Here is a 17,771-nt window from a genome sequence, read left to right on the forward strand (position 1 = left end):
TCAGCTGACCGCGCTGAAGACGGGCTCGGTCGACGTCACCGTCGCGGCCGACTCGATGAGAGAGGGCGACGACATGTCGCCGATCACTACGACGAAGACGATCGAGGTCGTGGCCCCGACGGGTCCCGGCGCGAAGGCGTCGCTGTCGGCTCCGGTCTTCCCGGATCAGGCGGCGACGACGATCGGCGAGGGTCAGCCGGTCCTCGTCTCCAACATCGGTGACGAGCCGCTCGAGCTGAGGCTCGACAAGATTGTCGCGGTCGACGGTCCGGCCGGCGACTTCGTCGTCGCGGACGACGCCTGCTCGAACGTCACGGTCGCTCCGGGCGATTCGTGCGCGGTGCCGGTGCGTTTCGCGCCGTCGCGTCCGAACGCGACGTCGAGCGCGAAGCTCGTGTTCAGCGCGAACACGGCGGAGCGTCGTCACACGGTGACGATCACGGCGAACTCGACGGGCCTGCCGAAGGGCGACAAGGGCGATGACGGCATCCCCGGCATTCCCGGTGAGGACGGCCCGGCCGGCATCCCCGGCCAGGACGGCAGAGACGGCGCCAACGGCGCGGACGGCGTCGATGGCAGAGACGGCGCCGCTGGGGCCGACGGCGCGCAGGGCCCGCGGGGCGACGCCGGTCCGCAGGGTCCGGTCGGCGCGACCGGACCGACCGGCGCCGCCGGCGCAGGCGGTGCGCAGGGCCCGGCCGGTGCGGCCGGCGTCAAGGGCGACAAGGGCGACGCCGGTGCCAGAGGCGACAAGGGCGACAAGGGCGCGCCCGGTCGCGACGCGATCGTCACCTGCACGATCAGAAGCAGCAGAGTCACGTGCAAGGTCACGTACTCCAGCAGAAGCGCCAGCAGCCGCTCAGCCGTCAAGCCGTCGAGCAAGGCGACGCTGGTGCGCAACGGCCGCACGTACGCGCACGGCAGCGTGCGCAGCCTGCGCGCGACGCGCGCCGTCAAGCGCGGCAAGTACACGCTGCGCGTCGGCAGCGGCCGCAGCGCAGCGCAGTTCGCGGTGACGATCCGCCGTTAGGACGCACCGCACCGTCGCGCGTGGCTCCCGCCGCGCGCGACGAGCGAGGCCGGCGACTCAGCCGAGCAGCAGCGGCAGGACCTGCTCACGTACCGCCGCGTCGAAGCTGGCGCGGCGGTACGGGGTCAGCAGGACGGCGGCGCGGGCGGTGTAGTCGTCGTCGTCGGCATCGAGCGCGCTGCGCAGCGCCGTCGCGAGGTCGTCGCTGACGAGGCGCGAATCGAGCTGCCGCGCGATCTCGCGCGCTGGATATGCCCCCGGCGACGGCGTCGTCACCAAGCGGCAGCCGTCGGCGAGCGCCTCCAGTTGGGCGATCCCGTGGTCTTCGCGCAGCGGCGCGGCGACGAACACGCGAGCGCGCCGCAACAGCGCCCGATACTCGTCCGCAGCGAGCAGCCCAGCTCCCTCGGCGCCTTCGCCGAGCGGCCCGTTCCGGCCGGCGACGAGCAGCCGCTCGCCCGGTCGGCGCACCTCGCGCCAAGCGGCGAGGATCCGGTCGAGGCCCTTCTTGACGGGATCGGCTGCGTAGGCGACGGCGGCGATGTCGCGCTCGGCGGCGGCCGCGTCCGCTGCGGGCGGCTCGCCGGGCGCGGCGGAGCCCGCTCCCGCGCCCGACGGCTCGACCGGCACCGGCAGCACGACCGCCGGCGTCGCGTCGCGGACGCTCGCGGGCAGCGGGGCGAGGCTGCCGTCGCTCATCGGCAGCAGCAGTTGGGCGGCCGCCATCCGACGCCGCTCGACGGGACGCTGCCAGAAGCCGTCGTGGCCGCGGCGGTTGTCGGCCGCGGGCGAGTCGAACCAGATCGCGCCTGGGCGCGGCGCCAGCAGGGATGCCGTCGAGGAGCTGTAGATCACGCCGCGCGGGGCGTGCTCGCGGATCCCGCGCAGGGCGGCGGCGCGGCAGGCGCGGGCTTGCACGAGGTCGGTCAGCGCGAACGTGCGCACGCGCGGGACCGGTCCCGCGGACGCCACCTCCACGCGCGCGCCCGCGCGCGCGATCGCGGCGGCGAGCTGCTCGTCGGCGCCGCGCCAGCCGGCGGTCGTCCCGAGCGCGACGATCAGGACGTCGGCGCCACCGCTCAACGCGCCGTCGTCTCCTCCATGTCCCACACCTCGTTGGAGCGGAAGCCGGGGGTGCGGATCAGCTTGATCGCCTTCAACGGCGAGGTCCGCTCGACGTAGTAGCGCACGCCGTCACGTCCCTCGATCGCGGTCACGGCCGCGTCCTGGCGGCGCCACGAGAGCGCCCAGATGATCCCGAAGCCGGTCGCGATCGCCGCCACCTGCGGGAAGAGGAACGCCAGCCCACCCGCGACGACGGTGCACGCCAGCAGCGGCCAGAGACGGTTCACGAGCACGCGCGCCGGGCTCACCTCCGGCAGCGACTGCGACGATCTCGCGTCCGCCAGCAGCCGCGCGATCGGCGGCGAGGTCTCCGCGCGTCTGCCGAGCACGACGCCGATGCCGGCGGCGATGATCCACCAGCCGGCGGCGAACGGGACCAGCAGCGGGTCGTCGGCGCGACTGGCGGCGAAGGCGGTCAGCGCGGCGAGCACCGTCGCCGCCGCGGCGCTCGTCAACACGGTCGCCTTGAGGAAGTCCGTGAAGCGCATCGCAGCCCGCCCGGCCGGCTCAGGTGCCGGAGTCGTCCGCGAGCAGCAGGTCGAGCAGGTGGCGCACGCCGTCGGTCCCGTCGACGACGAGGTCGGCCTCCTCGGCCAGCTCGCTCGGACCCTCCTCGGACGCGACGCAGACGCGCAGCGCGTGCCGCAGTCGCCCCTCGGCGAGCAGTTCGCCGAGCGCGCGGAAGGCGTCGAGGTCGGTCACGTCGTCGCCGACGTAGATCGCGGCGTCCAACTCGGCGCCGTCGAGGAAGCTGAGGATCCCGGCGCCCTTGTCCATCCGCACCGGCGGGCGGACCTCGAGCACCTTGCGGCCCCAGTGCGTGCGCAGTCCGCTCTGCTCGGCGCGACCGGCGATCGTGTCGATCGCCGCGCGCGCGGCCTCCTCGTCTGGCGCGCCGCGCCAGTGGAACGCGACGATCGAGCCCTTGTCCTCGATCCGCACCCGCAGCCGTCGCAGCTCGGCGTTGTCCGCCTCGCGCCCGAACGCCTGGATCCGCCTGCTCCAGTCGCGCACGGCGGGATCCTGCACGGTCTCGGTCGAGCCCGCGCGCAGCAACTCGGTGCCGTGGCTGCCGATGTAGGAGATCGTCCCGATCGAGACGATCCGGCGCGCGTCGGAGGCGCGCCGTCCGCTGACGCAGGCGACGACCCCGAAACGGCGCGCGATCTCGATCAGCAGCGAGCGCGTCGCCTCCGGGATGTGGGCGTCGTCGGCGTAGCGCACGATCGGCGCGAGCGTGCCGTCGATGTCGAGCAGGACGGCCGTGCCTCTGGGGTCAGCCCGCAGGGGACCGAGCGCCGCGGCGAGCTGCGCGTCGGATGCTTCCGCCGTCGGTCTGGCGGGGGTCACCCGACCTAGTATGGCGACCGCGCCTCGCGGCCGTCCCTGGCCGGTCCGGCTGCAACGGCGCTGTCAGGCGCGAAGGTCGGCCGCAACGGCGGTGAGCGGCTCCGCGCCGCAGTGCCGGGGGCGCCGGGCGCTGGCCTGCTCGCGCCGCTACCGTCGCGCCGCGAGCCGGCGCTCGTACTGCTCGCGCTGCTGCTCGTTCGCGCCCGGTCCCGGCTGCATGCGCAGCTCGCGCGGGCCGATCGGCTCGCCGCAGTGGCTGCAGTGCAGGCGCGGCGCGGCGACGTGGCCGCAGACGGTGTGGACGTGCTCGACCGGCGGCCCGGCCTCGCCCGCGGTGTACTTGTCGCCCCACTGCACGAGTGCGAGCAGGACCGGCCGCAGGTCGCGGCCCTTGTCGGTCAGGCGGTACTCGGGCGGGTCGCCGTCGCGCTCCAGCACGCCGTGCTCGACGAGCGTCGCGAGGCGGTCGCTGAGGATGTTGCTGGCGACGCCGAGGCTGCGTCTGATCTCCTCGAAGCGGCGGTTGCCGAGCGACACGTCGCGCAGCACCAGCAGCGTCCAGCGCTCGCCGACGATCGCGAGCGTGCGGGCGATCGAGCAGTTCTGGTCGTCGAAGGCGCGGTAGGGCATCTCGACCACCCATTCTACCGGTTCGCCCTTGCAAATTGCAACGAGTGCGCCTACGGTGCTTCGAGTCCGTAGTTGCAAAATGCAAGCTGGAGGCAGGCCCATGCCCGTCGCGCAGCGCCCCGGGCGCGTGCTCGCAATCGTCTCGATCGCCGTCTTCATGGCGAGTCTCGACCTCTTCATCGTCAACATCGCGATGCCCGAGCTGGCGCGCGACTTTCCCGGCAGCGGGCTCAACAGCCTCTCCTGGATCCTCAACGCCTACGCGATCGTGTTCGCCGCGCTGCTGGTCCCGGCCGGTCGTATCGCCGACCGCATCGGCCGCCGCAGAGCGTTCGTCGGCGGGCTCGCGCTCTTCACGCTCGCCTCCGCGCTGTGCGGGATCGCGCCGTCGGTCGAGCTGCTCGTCGCCGCGCGCGTCGTGCAGGCGGTCGGCGCCGCGTTCCTGATGCCGACCTCGCTGGCGCTGCTGCTGCCGGCCTTCGCGCCCGAGAAGCGGCCCGTCGCGATCGGCGTGTGGGCGGCCGTCGGCGGAGTCGCCGCCGCCGCGGGCCCGCCGCTCGGCGGACTGCTGGTGGAGATCGACTGGCGGCTCGTCTTCCTCGTCAACGTGCCGGTCGGGATCGCCGCCGTCGTGCTCGCCGCGCGCAACCTGCAGGAGGCGCGCGACCCCGAAGCGAGACATCCCGACCTGCTCGGCACGGTCCTGCTGATCGCCGGGATCGGGCTGCTGTCGCTCGGCCTCGTGCAGGCGCCTGAGTGGGGCTGGGGCGACCCGCGCACGCTCGCCGTGCTGGCCGCGGCGGTCGTCGGGATCGTCAGCTTCGTCGTCCACTGCGCCGTCGGCGCCGCGCCCGTCGTCGAGCTGTCGATGATCCGCGTACGGTCGTACGCACTCGCGAATCTGGCGATCCTGCTGTTCATGACCGCGTTCGCCGCGACGCTGCTCGCGAACGTGCTGTTCCTGACCGAGGTGTGGCAGTGGTCGGTGCTGCGCGCCGGTGTCGCGCTCACGCCCGGGCCGATCTTCGCCGCGCTGTTCGCGGTGCCGGGCGGCAGACTCGCCGTCAGATACGGCCAGCGCAACGTCGCCGCGATCGGCGCGCTGCTGTTCGCCGCCAGCGCCGCCTCGACGGCGCTGCGGATGCAGGCCGAGCCGGTCTACGCGTCGGTCCTGCTGCCGGCCTGGTGCATCGGCGGCATCGGCGTCGGGCTGACGCTCTCGACGCTGTCGAGCGCCGCCGCCTCCTCGCTGCCGCCGGCCCGCTTCGCGACCGGCTCCGCGGTCTTCACGATGTCGCGCCAGGTCGGCGCGGTGCTGGGCGTCGCGATCCTCGTCGCGCTGCTCGGCAACGACTCCCGCACCGCCTCTGCGGCCGCCGCGCTGCACACGTTCAGAGAGGGCTGGTGGTTCATCGCCGCCGTCGCGGCGCTCGCCTCGGTCGCCGCCCACTCGATCGGACGGATCACGTTGCCCAAGCCGGTCGCCGCGGCGGTGCCGACGCCGGAGTCGCGTGCGTCCGCGGCCGTCGTGTAGCCGACACGCGGGAGTTCCCACGGCGGCGCCGCCCTGCCGCGCGCTGTCGTGGAACTCCCAATGGATGCGTCAGCATTCACAGGGCCAGCGCGCCGAGCACTTCCTCCCACCAGGAGCGCTCGGCGTCGGTCGGCGCCGCGCGCGCCTTGCGGCGGACCCACTCGCTCAGCAGCTGCTCGCGGCCGAGCGCGAGCACCGGACCGGTGACGGCGTAGTAGCCGTCGTCGAGCACGACGAGCGAGCCCGGCATGTCGCGGCGGGTGCGCAGTCTGTCGACGACGTCGCGACCCGCGACGTGCGTGACCGTGACCGGATCGCCGTCGCGCTCCTGCACCCACGGCCGCACGTGGAAGACCGGTGCGTGGCCCTCGGGGATCCGCTTCGGCCGCGGTCTCGGGCCGATCGGGCCGGTGCGCCAGCGGTCGGTCAGCTCGCGCATCCCCGGCAGCGCCTCGCGCCGGATCAGCACGTGCAGCGTGTCGCCGACGTGGACTCTGGTGGAGCCGCGCGGGGGAACGGCCTGCTCCTCGCGGACGATCAGGTTGACGACCGCCTGGCGCGGCAGCTCCAGGTCGCGGATCCGCATGTCGACGATCGCGTCGCCGGGCAGCACCGCGTACTCGACCGAGTCGGCGCCGAGCTGGCGGATCGTGCCGGTCTCCGACAGCGCGCTCGTCGTCAGCGTCGGTGCGTCGGCGGTCGCGCCGAGGCGCTTGGCGAGCGCCTCGAACGTCGAGCCCTGCAGCACCGTCGACAGCAGCACGGCGAAGAAGACGATGTCGAAGAAGTCGGAGCTGTTGTGCACGCCCGCGAGCACCGGGAAGGTCGCCAGCACGACGGGCACGGCGCCGCGCAGGCCGGCCCAGCCGAGCACGGTGCGGTCCTTGGCGTCGAAGCCGCGCCCGGCCGCGACGAACGCGGCGATCGGGCGCGCGACGAACGCCAGCACCAGCGCGAGCACGGTCCCCTCGATCCAGATGTCGCCGAACTGGCTCGGGAAGACGAGCAGGCCGAGCACGAGGAACATCGTCAGCTGCGCGACCCACGCGAGCCCCTGGTGAAACGACGTGATCGTGTGCTTGGCGGGGATGTGCGCGCTGCCGAGCGCGAGCCCGGCGAGGTAGACGGCGAGGAAGCCGGAGCCGTGCAGCGCGTCGGCGGCGCCGAACGCGAGCGCCGCGGAGGCGATCGAGGCGACGGGGTAGAGGCCGGGCGTCGCGAGCTGGAAGCGCTGGAACAGCTGAACCGCCCCGAGCCCGACGATCGCGCCGATCGCGACGCCGATCCCGACCTCGGTCACGAACAGCCACAGCATGTCGACGATCCCGTAGTCCGGCTTCTGGATCCAGTCGATGAAGCCGACCACGAGCAGCACCGCGATCGGGTCGTTCATGCCGGCCTCGCCCTCCAGCGTGCGGCCGAGCTTTCTCTTCAGCGCCGAGCCGCGCAGCAGCGCGAAGATCGCCGCGCCGTCGGTCGAGGAGACGATCGCGCCCAGCAGCAGCCCCTCCAGCAGCGTGAAGTCGAACAGCCACGTCGCCGCCAGGCCGCAGATCGCGGCCGTGATCAGCGTGCCGAACAGCGCGAGGCTGACGACGTTGCGCAGGACCGGACGGATCTCGCCGAAGCCGGCGGTCAGGCCGCCCTCGAAGAGGATCAGCGCGAGCGCGGCGATCCCGATCTCGCGCGCCAGCTCGTAGTCGTTGAAGGCGACCCAGCCGAGTCCGTCGGAGCCGACGGCCATGCCGACGCCGAGAAACAGCACCAGGGAGGGCAGCCGCAGCCGGCCCGCGAGCAGCGAGGCTGCGATGCCGGCGAACAGCAGCGCACCGAAGATCAGGATGAGGTGGCCGTCCGCCATGCGACGAACCCTTTCAAGCTCGGCCGCGTTTTGCCTTTAGCCTTCGGGCGAATGGCCTCCTCCCCGCGTCCTCCCAGAGCACCGCGCAAGCCGCACGCCGAGATCGACCTCGACGCGCTCGACGACAAGGAGCTCGAGGCGGAGGGCCTGCGCGACGTCGTGCTCGACAACGCGAATCTCGCCAATCGCCGCGGTGTGCGGGTGCTGGTCGAGCGCGCGCGGCTGCACGGCTGTCGCATGACCGGGATCCAGCTGGCCGAGTCGACGTTGCGCGACGTCGTGATCGAGGACAGCCGCGTCGACCTCGCCGCCTTCCGCGTGTCGAGATTCGAACGCGTCGTCTTCCGCCGCTGCCAGCTGCAGGAGCTGGATCTCGTCGAGGCCGAGCTGAGCTCGGTCGTGTTCGACGACTGCGACCTCAGCGGCGCGGACTTCTCGCACGCGAGGTTCCGCCTCAGCGAGATGCGCGGCTGCACGCTCGACGCGATCGTCGGCGCCGAGCGCCTGCGCGGCGTCGCGATGCCGTGGACCGATGTCGTCGGCCTCGCCGGCACGCTGGCCGCGGCGATCGGGATCGGCGTGCTCGAGAACGATCAGGAGGACTGAGAGAACGGGTTCAGCCCGTGCTCCAGCGCGCCCTTGACGCTCGCGTCGAGCGCGTTGACGCGAGCGAGCGCGAGCGCCTCCGCTGACGCGAAGCGGCGGCCCGGCGCCGTGTCCGGGCCGTGGTGCGACAGCACGCAGTGCAGCAGCGCCAGCAGCCGCTCGTCGCTCAGCTGCGGGGTCTGCGCCGCGCGCTGCTCCAGCATCCGCGCGCCGATCTGCACGTGGCCCAGCAGCCGGCCCTCGTCGCTGACGCCGAACTCGGCGCCGTAGGTGAACTCGCGCGTCTTGCCGATGTCGTGCACGAGCGCCGCCGTCACGAGCAGGTCGGAGTCCAGCCGCACGTGCAGCAGGCAGGTCTCCTGCGCGAGCGTCGCGACCGCGACGGTGTGCTCCAGCAGCCCGCCGAGGTAGGCGTGGTGGCCGTTGCGCGTGCACGGCGCGCGCCGCCACGCGGCACGCAGCTCGCCGTCGCCGAGCAACTGCGCCAGCAGCGCCTTGTAGCCGGGGTCGTAGACCTCGCGTGCAAGGTGTTCGAGGAAGCCGTCCAGCTCTTCCATGTCGCGGTAGGCGCTCGGCAGGAACGCGGCCGGGTCGGCCTCGCTCGCGTCCGCTCTGGCGATCGCGCGCAGCTCGATCTGCAGCTCGTCGCGGAAGCGCTCGACGAGCCCGGAGACGCGCACGAGGTCGCCGCGCTCGAAGCGGCCGGCGAGCAGGTCGGCGTCTCTGAAGGCGCGTGCCTGGACGGTGCCGGTGCGGTCGCGCAGCTCGACTGCGAGGTACGGCGTGCCGGCGCGGCTGAGCAGGCGATCCTTGCGCGTGCAGGCGAAGACGCCGTCGATCTGCTGACCGGGACGCAGTGCACTGACGCTGACGGAGGCTGCCACCCGCCCATCATGTACTACTTTGGGTCGATGCAGCCATTGCAATGGGAACGCCGACCGGACGGGCTCCGCGCCCCCGCCCTCGTCTGCGCGTTCAAGGGCTGGAACGACGCGGGCGACGCAGCCACGACCGCGCTCCAGTTCGTCGGGACCGCACTCGGCGCCACGCGCTTCGCGACGATCGACCCCGAGGAGTTCTTCGACTTCCAGGCCACGCGCCCGCAGGTCAAGCTCGTCGACGGCATCACGCGCGAGATCGAGTGGCCCGAGGTCGAGATCTACGAGGCGCGCGTGCCGCGCGCCCCGCGCGACCTGATCCTGCTGACCGGCAGCGAGCCGTCGATGCGCTGGCGCGGCTTCACCCAGCTGATCCTCGACCTCGCCGAGGTGCTCGGCGTGCAGATGGTCGTCTCGCTCGGCGCGCTGCTGGCCGACGTCGCCCACTCGCGCCCGATCGGCATCAGCGGCCTGTCGTCGGATCCGATCCTCGTCGAGCGGCTGCAGCTGACGCCGACGACCTACGAGGGCCCGACCGGGATCGTCGGCGTGCTGCAGGCCGCCTGCAGCAGAGCGGCGATCCCGTCCGCGAGCCTGTGGGCGTCGGTTCCGCACTACATCGCCTCGGCGCCGAACCCGAAGGCGGCGCTCGCGCTCGTGCGCAAGCTCGAGGGCCTCGTCGGCGTCTCCGTCGACGCGACCGAGCTGGAGTCGGCCTCCTCCGACTACGAGCGCCAGGTCAACCTCGCGGTCCAGAGCGATCCCGACGTGCAGGCCTTCGTCGAGCGGCTGGAGAGAGCCGCCGACGAGGAAGACGCGCCGATCGACCCGACCGAGCTGCCGTCCGGCGACCGCCTCGCCAGCGACTTCATGAAGTTCCTCAAGCAGCGCGGGTCCGAGGGCGGGCCAGGCCGCCAGTAGCCGCGCGCAGGATCTTCTCGGGTCGTTTCCAGCTCGGTAACGACTTCTCTCCAAGCGTTCACAACCTACCCGGCGGTGGGTGGGAAGGTGGCGCGGTTTGCCCATTGTGAGGCTAGGAGAGCAGCACCCGTGACTCATCCACTTTCCGCGCGCCGGCCCGCGCGTGGGCTGATCGCCGCCGGCGCCGCTGCGCTGGCGCTCGGCCTCGCCGGCGCGAGTGCCGCCGACGCCTCGACGCTGTACGCGGTCGGCGGCTTCGACACCACCGCCCAGGTGATGCCGGTCGACCTCGGCACCAACACGCTCGGCGACCCGATCCCGATTCCGGGCGTCAGATGGGCGACCCCCAACGCGGAGGCGCTCTCGCCGGACGGCAGAACGCTGCTCGTCGTCGGCGAGGCCGACACCCCCAACGGCTTCATGATCGCGATCGACACCGCGACGAGAACTGGCAGCGCGCCGATCGTCTCGACCGTGCTGAACAAGGCCCAGGCCGTCGCGTTCACGCCGGACGGCAGAACGGCGTACATCGCCGGCACGACCGGCGTCACGCCGTACGACGTCGCGACCGGAGCGCTCGGCACGACGATCGTGCCGGCCGGCATGGACGCCGGCGGCGCGTGGTCGGTCGCCGTCTCGCCCGACGGGTCACGCGTCTTCGCGGGCACGTACGGCAGAATGAACGTCATCGACGTCGCGACCAACACGGTCGTCGGCGGCCCGATCGTGAGCAGCGCCCTCGGCACCGACAGAAGATCGATCGCTGTCGGCAGCGGCCCGACCGTCTTCGTCGGCACCTCGGGCACGAACGTCGTCCGCTTCGACAACGCGACGAGCGCGTTTCTGACGCCGCTCACGCTCCCGACGCCGTTCGAGGACTTCGACCTGGCGCAGGACGGCAGCACGCTGTGGGCGCTCAGCGGCAACAGCCAGGCGACATGGCTCTCGCCGCTCGATCCCGCCACCGGCGCCGAGGGCACCCGCAGAGACCTGCTGCCGATCAAGAACGCGGGCAGGATCGCGATGTCGCCCGACGAGCGCACGGCGTACGTCACGTCGGTCTTCAGACTGGTCCCGGTCGACGTCGAGTCGGGGGCGCAGGCGGCCGCGATCACGCTGCCGCAGGCCCCGAAGGACCTGGTCGTCTCGGCCACGACCGAGGATCCAGACGCGTCGGCAGTGCCGACGATCTCGACCGACCTGCCGTCGCAGTCGAGCGTCGTCGGCGACCCGACCAACCCGACGCTGAAGCTGACCGTCGCGCAGCTGGACGAGAACGGCGACCCGGTGCCGTCCGACGAGCTGAGCGTCCGTGCCAGCGCCACGAGAGCGTTCATCCCGGCCAGCGGCATCGTCGTCACGGGCAGCGGCGCGACGCGCACGGTCTCCTTCAGCCCGCTGACGGCCGGCTACGCGCAGGTCTCGTTCACGGTCACCGGTCGCGGCGGCAAGAGCGCGACGACGCAGGTCAACTACGGCGCGTCGATCGCGACGACGCCGACGAGCCGTGTGCTGCAGGGCTACGGCGACGCGTCGACCGGCGTCAACGTCGGCGACGACTGGACGATCGTGGCCGACGACGAGAGAACGATCGGGCTCTTCGATCTCTCCGTCTCCGGCCCCGCGGTGAAGACGTGGGACAACTTCGGCATCGTGCGCGAGCCGGACTGGGAGTCCTCCGCGCGCGCCGGCGACATGTACTACGTGCTCGGCTCGCACGGCAACACGCAGGTCGGCCTCGCCGACCCGGACCGTCAGATCGTCGCCTCGGCGAGAATCAGCGGCAGCGGCGACGACACCGAGCTGACGCCGGCCGGCACCTTCACCGGCCTGTTGAGAGACATGATCGCCTGGGACCGCGCGAACGCGAACCGCCTCGGTCTCTGGAACGGCCCGATCGGGCCGACGGTCACGAGCGAGTCAGCCGTCAACATCGAGGGCGCCGAGTTCGCGCCGAACTCGTCCTCGACGCTCTATCTGGGTCTGCGCACTCCGGTGACGCCGCAGACGGGCAGCGGCAAGGCGATCATCGTGCCGTGGACGAACGTCGACCGCGCGCTCCGCGGCAAGGACGACAGAGCGGCCTTCGGCGACCCGATCCTGGTCGACCTCGACGGCCTCTCGATCCGTGAGATCCGCAAGAACGCCAGCGGTCAGTACGTGATCCTCGCCAACACCAACGCCAACACCGGCGGCGCGCTGTTCAGCTGGAGCGGCGACCGGGCCGACGCGCCGGTGCGGCTGACGACGGTCGTGCCGCAGAGCAACGAGCAGCACGCCGACGACCCCGGCGCGTGGGAGGGCATCGCGAAGCTGCCCGACGTGCTGACCCCCGGCGCCCCGATCAGACTGATCATGGACCAGGGCGAGGAGAAACTCTACCTGCCCGACATCGAGACGAAGAACAAGCAGAACTCCGACGTGCAGCTGAAGAAGTCGCGCACCGACGTCTTCACGCTCGCCGGCAACGTCGGCGCGGTTGCGCAGGCGACGGCGCCGACGTTCGCGACCCAGGCGGCCGGCACCGTCGGCGGCGGCCAGTGGGTCACGGTCACCAACACCGGCGCGCAGAAGCTGACCGTCGAGCGCGCGTTCGTGTTCGCCGACGAGGAGGCCTCCGCGGGCGACTTCATCGCCGGTCAGGACACCTGCGCCGGCACGACGGTCGGGCTCGGCGAGAGCTGCAGAGTGCTGGTCCGCTTCGCCCCCGCGCGTGAGGACGCGACCTCGACGGCGAGCCTGGTGCTGAAGGCGAACGTCGCCGGCGGCGAGGTGCGCGTGCCGCTGACCGGGACGAGCACGGAGCTGCCCGCGGGCAGAGACGGCGCGGACGGCAGAGACGGTGCGGATGGCGACACCGGCGCGCAGGGTCCGAAGGGCGACGCCGGGACGCAGGGTCCCAGGGGCGACGCCGGGACGCAGGGTCCCAGGGGCGACAACGGGACGCAGGGTCCGAAGGGTGACGCCGGCGCGCAGGGCTCGAAGGGCGACGACGGCGCGACGGGTCCGAGCGGCGCGACGGGCGCCAAGGGCGATAACGGCGCGCAGGGTCCCGGCGGCGCGGCCGGTCCGGCGGGTCCGGAGGGTGGCAGAGGCGCTCAGGGTGCGCAGGGTCCGAAGGGCGCCAAGGGCGATCCGGGCAGAGTGACGTGCTCGGTCAGAAGAGCCGGGGTCAGAGTGTCGATCTCGTGCAAGCAGAGAACGTCGGCCAGCAGAGCGGCGGGCAAGAAGGCGCGGCTGGTGCGCGCCGGCCGCACGTTCGCAAGCGGTCGCCTCGGCGCGCTGAAGCTGACGCGTTCGCTGAAGGCCGGTCGCTACACGCTGGTGATCGGCAGCGGCACGACGCAGCGCACGACGGTCGTCACCGTCGCGCGCGCGATCAAGCGCTGAGCGACGACACGCGTGGGGCGCCGCCGGCGTCCCACGCGCCGCTCACGCACGGCCGCGACGCAGCACCGCGTCGCGGCCGTCGCGGCGTCTCACCCGCTGACGATCGCCGTTCCGACCGTGAATCTCGACACGATCACGCCGGGCGTCACGAGGCCGTTGCCGCCACGGTAGGTGAAGCGCAGGCGGTAGTTGCCGGCCCTTCTGGCGGTGAACTTCGCCCCGAACGCGCCGTCGCCGTTGATCCGCGCGCGGCCGAGGCCGCGGAACGGGCCACCGGGCCCGGCGAGCGCGACGCTGACGATCCCCGTCGCTGCCCCGCCCTCGCGGATCTGGCAGAAGACCTGGAAGTCCGGCCCGCTTCTGTCGGTGTAGCGCACGACGCTGAGGTCGAACGGCGCGACGACGCGCACGTGCAGCGGCGCGCTCCACGGCGTCTGCACGCCGTCGGCGGCGTCGCGCGCGACGACGGTGTATCTGCCGGGGCCGGGGAACAGCAGGGAGGCGGTGCCGTTGGTCGCGTTGAATCGCGCGGTCGACGATCTGCCGCGCAGCGAGCCGTCGCGTCTGAGTCTCCCGTTCAGCGCGAAGCGGATCTCGCGCGCCTGCGAGCCCGGGTCGACCTGGACCGGCAGCGCCAGCGGCTTGCGCGCCGCGGAGCCGGGGTCGCGCAGTTCGAAGCGCCCGACTCTGCCGAGCACGACTCTGCCCGCGACGTTGAACGGGAACGTGACCGCGGGGCCGATCGGCGCCGCGCAGGCGGTGTCGGTCGCGGCGAATGTCGTCACAGCGACGCCGTAGGCGCCGTTGCCGCGGAAGAACGTCTGCAGCGTCGAGGGCTGGGCGGCGTCGGCGCACACGACCGGGTTCGCCGCCTGTCTGCCGCCGGGCCCGGTGATCGCGACCGCGTAGCGCGTGCCCGGGTCGGCCGTCACGCCGACCTGCGGGCGCAGGTTGCGCAGCGCCGGCGGCGAGGCCGGCGCGATCGCGACAGGTCTGCCGTCGTCGCCGCTGACGGTGACCGCGACGGCGCCGGCGGAGGCGGCCGTGGCGGCCAATCCGCCCCCGGCGACTGCGAGCGCGGCGAGCAGCTGGATCGGACGTGTCTGGCGCATCTCTGCTCCTCCGGAGGCGTGGTGTCAGGAGGTCTCCTGCCCGGCTCCGCCCCGGAGGATGCGCGGATCTGGCCGAATCGGCGAGTTCGGCTACCGCTCCGCCGCGGGGCAGACGAGGCGGTAGTCGCAGATCGCGCAGGCGCTGAACGACGGGGTCGGCTCGAAACCCTGCGAGAGGATCCCCTCGGCGACCTCGCGCGCGATCTCCTCGATCCAGTCGCGGTCGCCGGAGTCGCGCTCGACCGGCACCTTCGCGTCGTCGAGCACGTAGTAGTAGGCGCCGCGCGCGGCCTCGAACTGCCATGCCTCGCGCGCGGCGACCGCGTACAGCGACAGCTGCACGTCGCGGTCCAGCTGGTCGCGCGTCTTCGGCGGCCCGGTCTTGTAGTCGATCAGCTCGAAGCCGCCCTCGGGCAGCTTGTCGACGCGGTCGACGCGGCCGCGCAGCAGGTGCGGGCCGACTCTGAAGGAGAATGATCTCTCGAACGCGACCGGCTGCGACGGCTCCTCCTGGAAGCGCTCGAAGTAGCGCGTCAGCGCCGAGGTCGCCTTGCCGCGCAGCTGGATCTCCTGCTCGGAGCCGCCGAAGCCGCCGCGGCGCCAGCCGGCCTCCAGCAGGCCCATCATCGCCCCCAGCGTCGGCGGCTCGTCGTGGCCGGAGCCGTGGAAGCGCTCCAGCACCTGGTGCACGAGGATCCCGAAGCGCTGGTTCAGCGTCGGCTCCTGCGGGATCCGGAAGACGCGCGCGAACTTGTACTTCAGCGGGCAGGTGCGGTAGGTGTCGATGTCGGAGGCGCTCAGCATCACGCCGTCGCCGCGGCGCGGCAGGAACGGCTCCAGCGTCGGCTCCTCGCGCGCCGCGATCGCAGCCGCGCGCGTTCTGTCGTCGCGGTCGGCGTCGAGCAGCCACTCGTCCAGCGGCGAGGTGGCGAGGATGTCGCGCTGCTCGCTGGTGATCGCCGACGCCAGCCGCGCGTTGACCTCCGCCAGCGCGTCCGCGACGGTGTGGTCGTCGGAGCGCTCGATCAGCGCCGCCAGCTTGACGACCTCGAGGTAGCGCACGATCGCGTGCGAGACGTCGAGGTCGGTGTCGAAGCGCAGCTCGCCGATCCGGGTGCCGGTGCGCTTGATCGTCTCCAGCAGCTCGTCGCGCAGGATCCGGTAGGTCGAGTGCAGCGACTCGGCCGGGCCGAACAGCTCCTCCGCGCGCTCCTCCCAGCGCCCGGCGACGGCCGCGCGCGCCTCCTCCGCGAACGGCGACGGCGGCTGCGCGGCGCCGCGGTCGCTCGCCTGCGGGTGGACCAGCACGAGGCGGTCGCGCGTGCGCGTCATCGCGACGTGCAGCAGGCGCCGCATCTCCGCAACGTGCGCGTCGTGGTCGCCCTCCGGCAGCGTCTCCTTCATCAGCGCCGGCGCGATCGGCTCCAGCGTGCGCGTGTGCGCGCCCGGCATTCCGGCCGCGTGCAGCCCGAGCACGTAGACGTGGTCGAACTCGAGTCCCTGCGCCGACTGCATCGACATCACCTGCACGCCGCGCACGGTCGCGGGCGGCGGCTCCTCCTCCTCGCGCAGGCCGGCCTCCGCGGCGGCGGCGATCGAGCGTGCGAACTCGCGCGGCGTCGCCTGCGGCTGGCGCTGCGTGAAGGCGGTCGCCAGCTCGCCGAAGCGGGCCAGCCCGCGCAGCCGCTCGACGACCTCCGCCTGCGCGCTGAAGAGCTGCTGGCGGCGCAGCCCGAGCCGCTCGATCAGGCGGTGCACGAAGAGGTCCGGCCGCATCGTGTCGAGCGCGCCGACGGCCGAGCGGTAGAGCGTCAGGAACATCCGGATGCGGTCGCGCGCCTCGGGCGGGATCTGCGGCGACTCGAGCGCCGCGGCCAGCGCGCCGACCATGTCGAGCTTGCGCCGGCGGGCGATCTGCGTGCAGCGCGCGAGGTCGACGGAGCGCAGCTCGATCGGCGGCCGAGCAAGCGCTCGGACGACCGCGGGCGCGTCGGCCGGGTCGACCAGCAGGCGCAGCCACGCGAGCAGGTCGCGCACCTCCGAACGCTGGAAGAAGGCCGCCTCGCCGACGAGCCGGTGGCCGACCGCGCGCTCCTCGAGCGCAACCCCGACCGCTTGCCCCTCGCGCGCGATCGAGCGCACCAGCACCGCGATCCGCTCCGGCGGCACGCCCTCGCGGCCGATCAGCCGCTCGACGTCGGCCGCGACCGCCTGCGCCTGCGCGCGCTCGTTCGCCGCGCGCCAGAACGCGACCTCGCCGCCGAGCGGTCCGTCGAGGCGCTTCTCGATCCGGTCCTCCAGCGGCGCGACGACCGCGCAGGCGGCGTCCAGCACGCGCTGCGGGCAGCGGAACGAGTGCTCCAGCCGCACGACCGTCGCGTCGGGCAGTTCGGCCTGGAAGTCGCGCAGGTTCTTCGTCGCGGCGGCGCGCAGGCGCGTGATCGCCTGGTCGTCGTCGCCGGCCGCGGTGATGTTGCCGTGCTCGGCGGCGAGCAGCCGCAGCAGCAGCCCGTGCGCGAAGTTCGGCTCCTGCACGTCGTCGACGAGCAGGTGGCGGTAGCGCGCCGCCACACGTGCCCGCACGTGCGGGTGGTCGCGCAGCAGCCTCAGCGCGCCGATCACGAGGTCGCCGGAGTCGAGCGCGCCCTGCTCGGCGAGCATCCGGTCGTGCGCCAGGTAGATCGCCGCGAACTCGCGCTCGCGCGCCCCGCGCGAGCGCTCGGCGTCGGAGATCCGCGCGGCCGCGGCGCCGTCGCCCTGCGCCATGTAGTCGTCGCCGGTCGGGTGCAGCTCGTCATCGCCGCCGCCGCCGAGCGACTCGGCCCACGCGGCGTACTCCTCGGGGCCGATCAGCTCGTCCTTGAGGCGATCGATCCGGCGCACGAACGAGGCGACGAGCGCGGCCGGGTTGCCGCGGAAGTCGTGGCGGCGGATCGTCAGCTCGTCGATCCGCTCCAGCAGCATCGCGAGCCGGTCCGCGCGCCCGACGGCGACCGCGAACGGATCTATCCCGCCCTCCAGCGCCTCCTCGCGCAGCAGCCGCGCGCAGAAGGCGTGGATCGTCATCACCGCCAGCTCCTCGTACGGACCCTGGACGGCATCCTCGACGTGGCGGCGCAGCACGTCGGCCGAGCGCTCCGACAGCGCCAGCGCCAGCAGCGTCTCCGGCGCCTCGCCCTGCTCGACCAGCCAGGCGATCCGCGCGACGAGCGTGCGCGTCTTGCCGCTGCCGGCGCCGCCGACGATCAGCAGCGGTCCGCCACGGTGAGTGACGGCCGCTCGCTGAGCGGAAGAGAGACCGTCGTGCTTCGCACAGGACACCCTGCAAGTATGC

At 73.0% G+C, this 17,771-nt stretch carries 12 protein-coding genes and 1 pseudogene; 5 read left to right on the forward strand and 8 right to left on the reverse strand.

The annotated features are described in order from the left end of the window. A pseudogene (locus Q7L65_RS24940) lies at nt 1-1,030 on the forward strand (metallophosphoesterase); the annotation flags it as partial. A gap of 57 nt (nt 1,031-1,087) precedes the next feature. On the opposite strand, the gene Q7L65_RS24945 reads toward Q7L65_RS24940, so the two are convergent. The 4 genes from Q7L65_RS24945 to Q7L65_RS24960 all read right to left on the reverse strand — a co-directional run bounded on the left by Q7L65_RS24945 (nt 1,088) and on the right by Q7L65_RS24960 (nt 4,135). After that, the gene (locus Q7L65_RS24945; protein WP_304725646.1) at nt 1,088-2,113 is read right to left on the reverse strand and encodes a glycosyltransferase; all 1,026 of its coding nucleotides are present in this window, start codon (nt 2,111-2,113) and stop codon (nt 1,088-1,090) included. Continuing rightward, nucleotides 2,110-2,643 (reverse strand): hypothetical protein, encoded by a 534-nt coding sequence (locus tag Q7L65_RS24950; RefSeq protein WP_304725649.1) that lies wholly within the window; start codon nt 2,641-2,643, stop codon nt 2,110-2,112. Before Q7L65_RS24950 ends, Q7L65_RS24945 begins: the two co-directional genes overlap by 4 nt. 19 nt (nt 2,644-2,662) lie before the next feature. Beyond that, complete coding sequence (gene otsB, locus Q7L65_RS24955; RefSeq protein WP_304725651.1) at nt 2,663-3,505, reverse strand: trehalose-phosphatase; 843 nt, start codon at nt 3,503-3,505, stop codon at nt 2,663-2,665. 147 nt (nt 3,506-3,652) lie between these two features. Next, nucleotides 3,653-4,135: a helix-turn-helix domain-containing protein gene (locus Q7L65_RS24960; RefSeq protein ID WP_304725653.1), complete on the reverse strand. Its 483-nt coding sequence runs from the start codon at nt 4,133-4,135 to the stop codon at nt 3,653-3,655. A gap of 100 nt (nt 4,136-4,235) precedes the next feature. Here Q7L65_RS24960 and Q7L65_RS24965 point away from each other — a divergent pair, with 100 nt between their 5' ends. Beyond that, nucleotides 4,236-5,669 carry a DHA2 family efflux MFS transporter permease subunit gene (locus tag Q7L65_RS24965; RefSeq protein WP_304725656.1) on the forward strand — a complete coding sequence of 478 codons (1,434 nt, stop codon included), beginning with the start codon at nt 4,236-4,238 and terminating at the stop codon, nt 5,667-5,669. Between the two features lie 76 nt (nt 5,670-5,745). Here Q7L65_RS24965 and Q7L65_RS24970 read toward each other — a convergent pair whose 3' ends face one another. After that, the gene (locus Q7L65_RS24970) at nt 5,746-7,530 is read right to left on the reverse strand and encodes a potassium/proton antiporter (protein ID WP_304725658.1); all 1,785 of its coding nucleotides are present in this window, start codon (nt 7,528-7,530) and stop codon (nt 5,746-5,748) included. A gap of 51 nt (nt 7,531-7,581) precedes the next feature. Here Q7L65_RS24970 and Q7L65_RS24975 point away from each other — a divergent pair, with 51 nt between their 5' ends. Next, on the forward strand, nt 7,582-8,136 hold the full coding sequence (locus Q7L65_RS24975) for a pentapeptide repeat-containing protein (protein WP_304725660.1): 555 nt from the start codon (nt 7,582-7,584) through the stop codon (nt 8,134-8,136). Here the strand turns inward: Q7L65_RS24975 and Q7L65_RS24980 are convergent. After that, entirely contained in the window at nt 8,124-9,020 is an 897-nt protein-coding gene (locus Q7L65_RS24980) for a 3'-5' exoribonuclease YhaM family protein (RefSeq protein WP_304725663.1), read from the reverse strand. The genes Q7L65_RS24975 and Q7L65_RS24980 overlap by 13 nt on opposite strands. 27 nt (nt 9,021-9,047) lie before the next feature. Between Q7L65_RS24980 and Q7L65_RS24985 the strand changes: the two genes are divergently transcribed. Together Q7L65_RS24985 and Q7L65_RS24990 are read left to right on the forward strand one after the other, a co-directional pair. Further along, nucleotides 9,048-9,935 carry a PAC2 family protein gene (locus Q7L65_RS24985; RefSeq protein ID WP_304725664.1) on the forward strand — a complete coding sequence of 296 codons (888 nt, stop codon included), beginning with the start codon at nt 9,048-9,050 and terminating at the stop codon, nt 9,933-9,935. A 129-nt stretch (nt 9,936-10,064) separates the two neighbouring features. After that, a complete protein-coding gene (locus tag Q7L65_RS24990) occupies nt 10,065-13,325 on the forward strand; it encodes a hypothetical protein (protein ID WP_304725667.1) in 3,261 nt (1,086 codons plus the stop codon). A gap of 89 nt (nt 13,326-13,414) precedes the next feature. On the opposite strand, the gene Q7L65_RS24995 is transcribed toward Q7L65_RS24990, so the two are convergent. Then, nucleotides 13,415-14,437: a hypothetical protein gene (locus tag Q7L65_RS24995; RefSeq protein WP_304725669.1), complete on the reverse strand. Its 1,023-nt coding sequence runs from the start codon at nt 14,435-14,437 to the stop codon at nt 13,415-13,417. Between the two features lie 90 nt (nt 14,438-14,527). Beyond that, the gene (locus tag Q7L65_RS25000; protein ID WP_304725671.1) at nt 14,528-17,758 is read right to left on the reverse strand and encodes an ATP-dependent DNA helicase; all 3,231 of its coding nucleotides are present in this window, start codon (nt 17,756-17,758) and stop codon (nt 14,528-14,530) included. Between the last annotated feature and the right edge of the window lie 13 nt (nt 17,759-17,771).

The organism is Conexibacter sp. CPCC 206217, from assembly GCF_030646165.1.
GTDB lineage: Bacteria > Actinomycetota > Thermoleophilia > Solirubrobacterales > Solirubrobacteraceae > Conexibacter.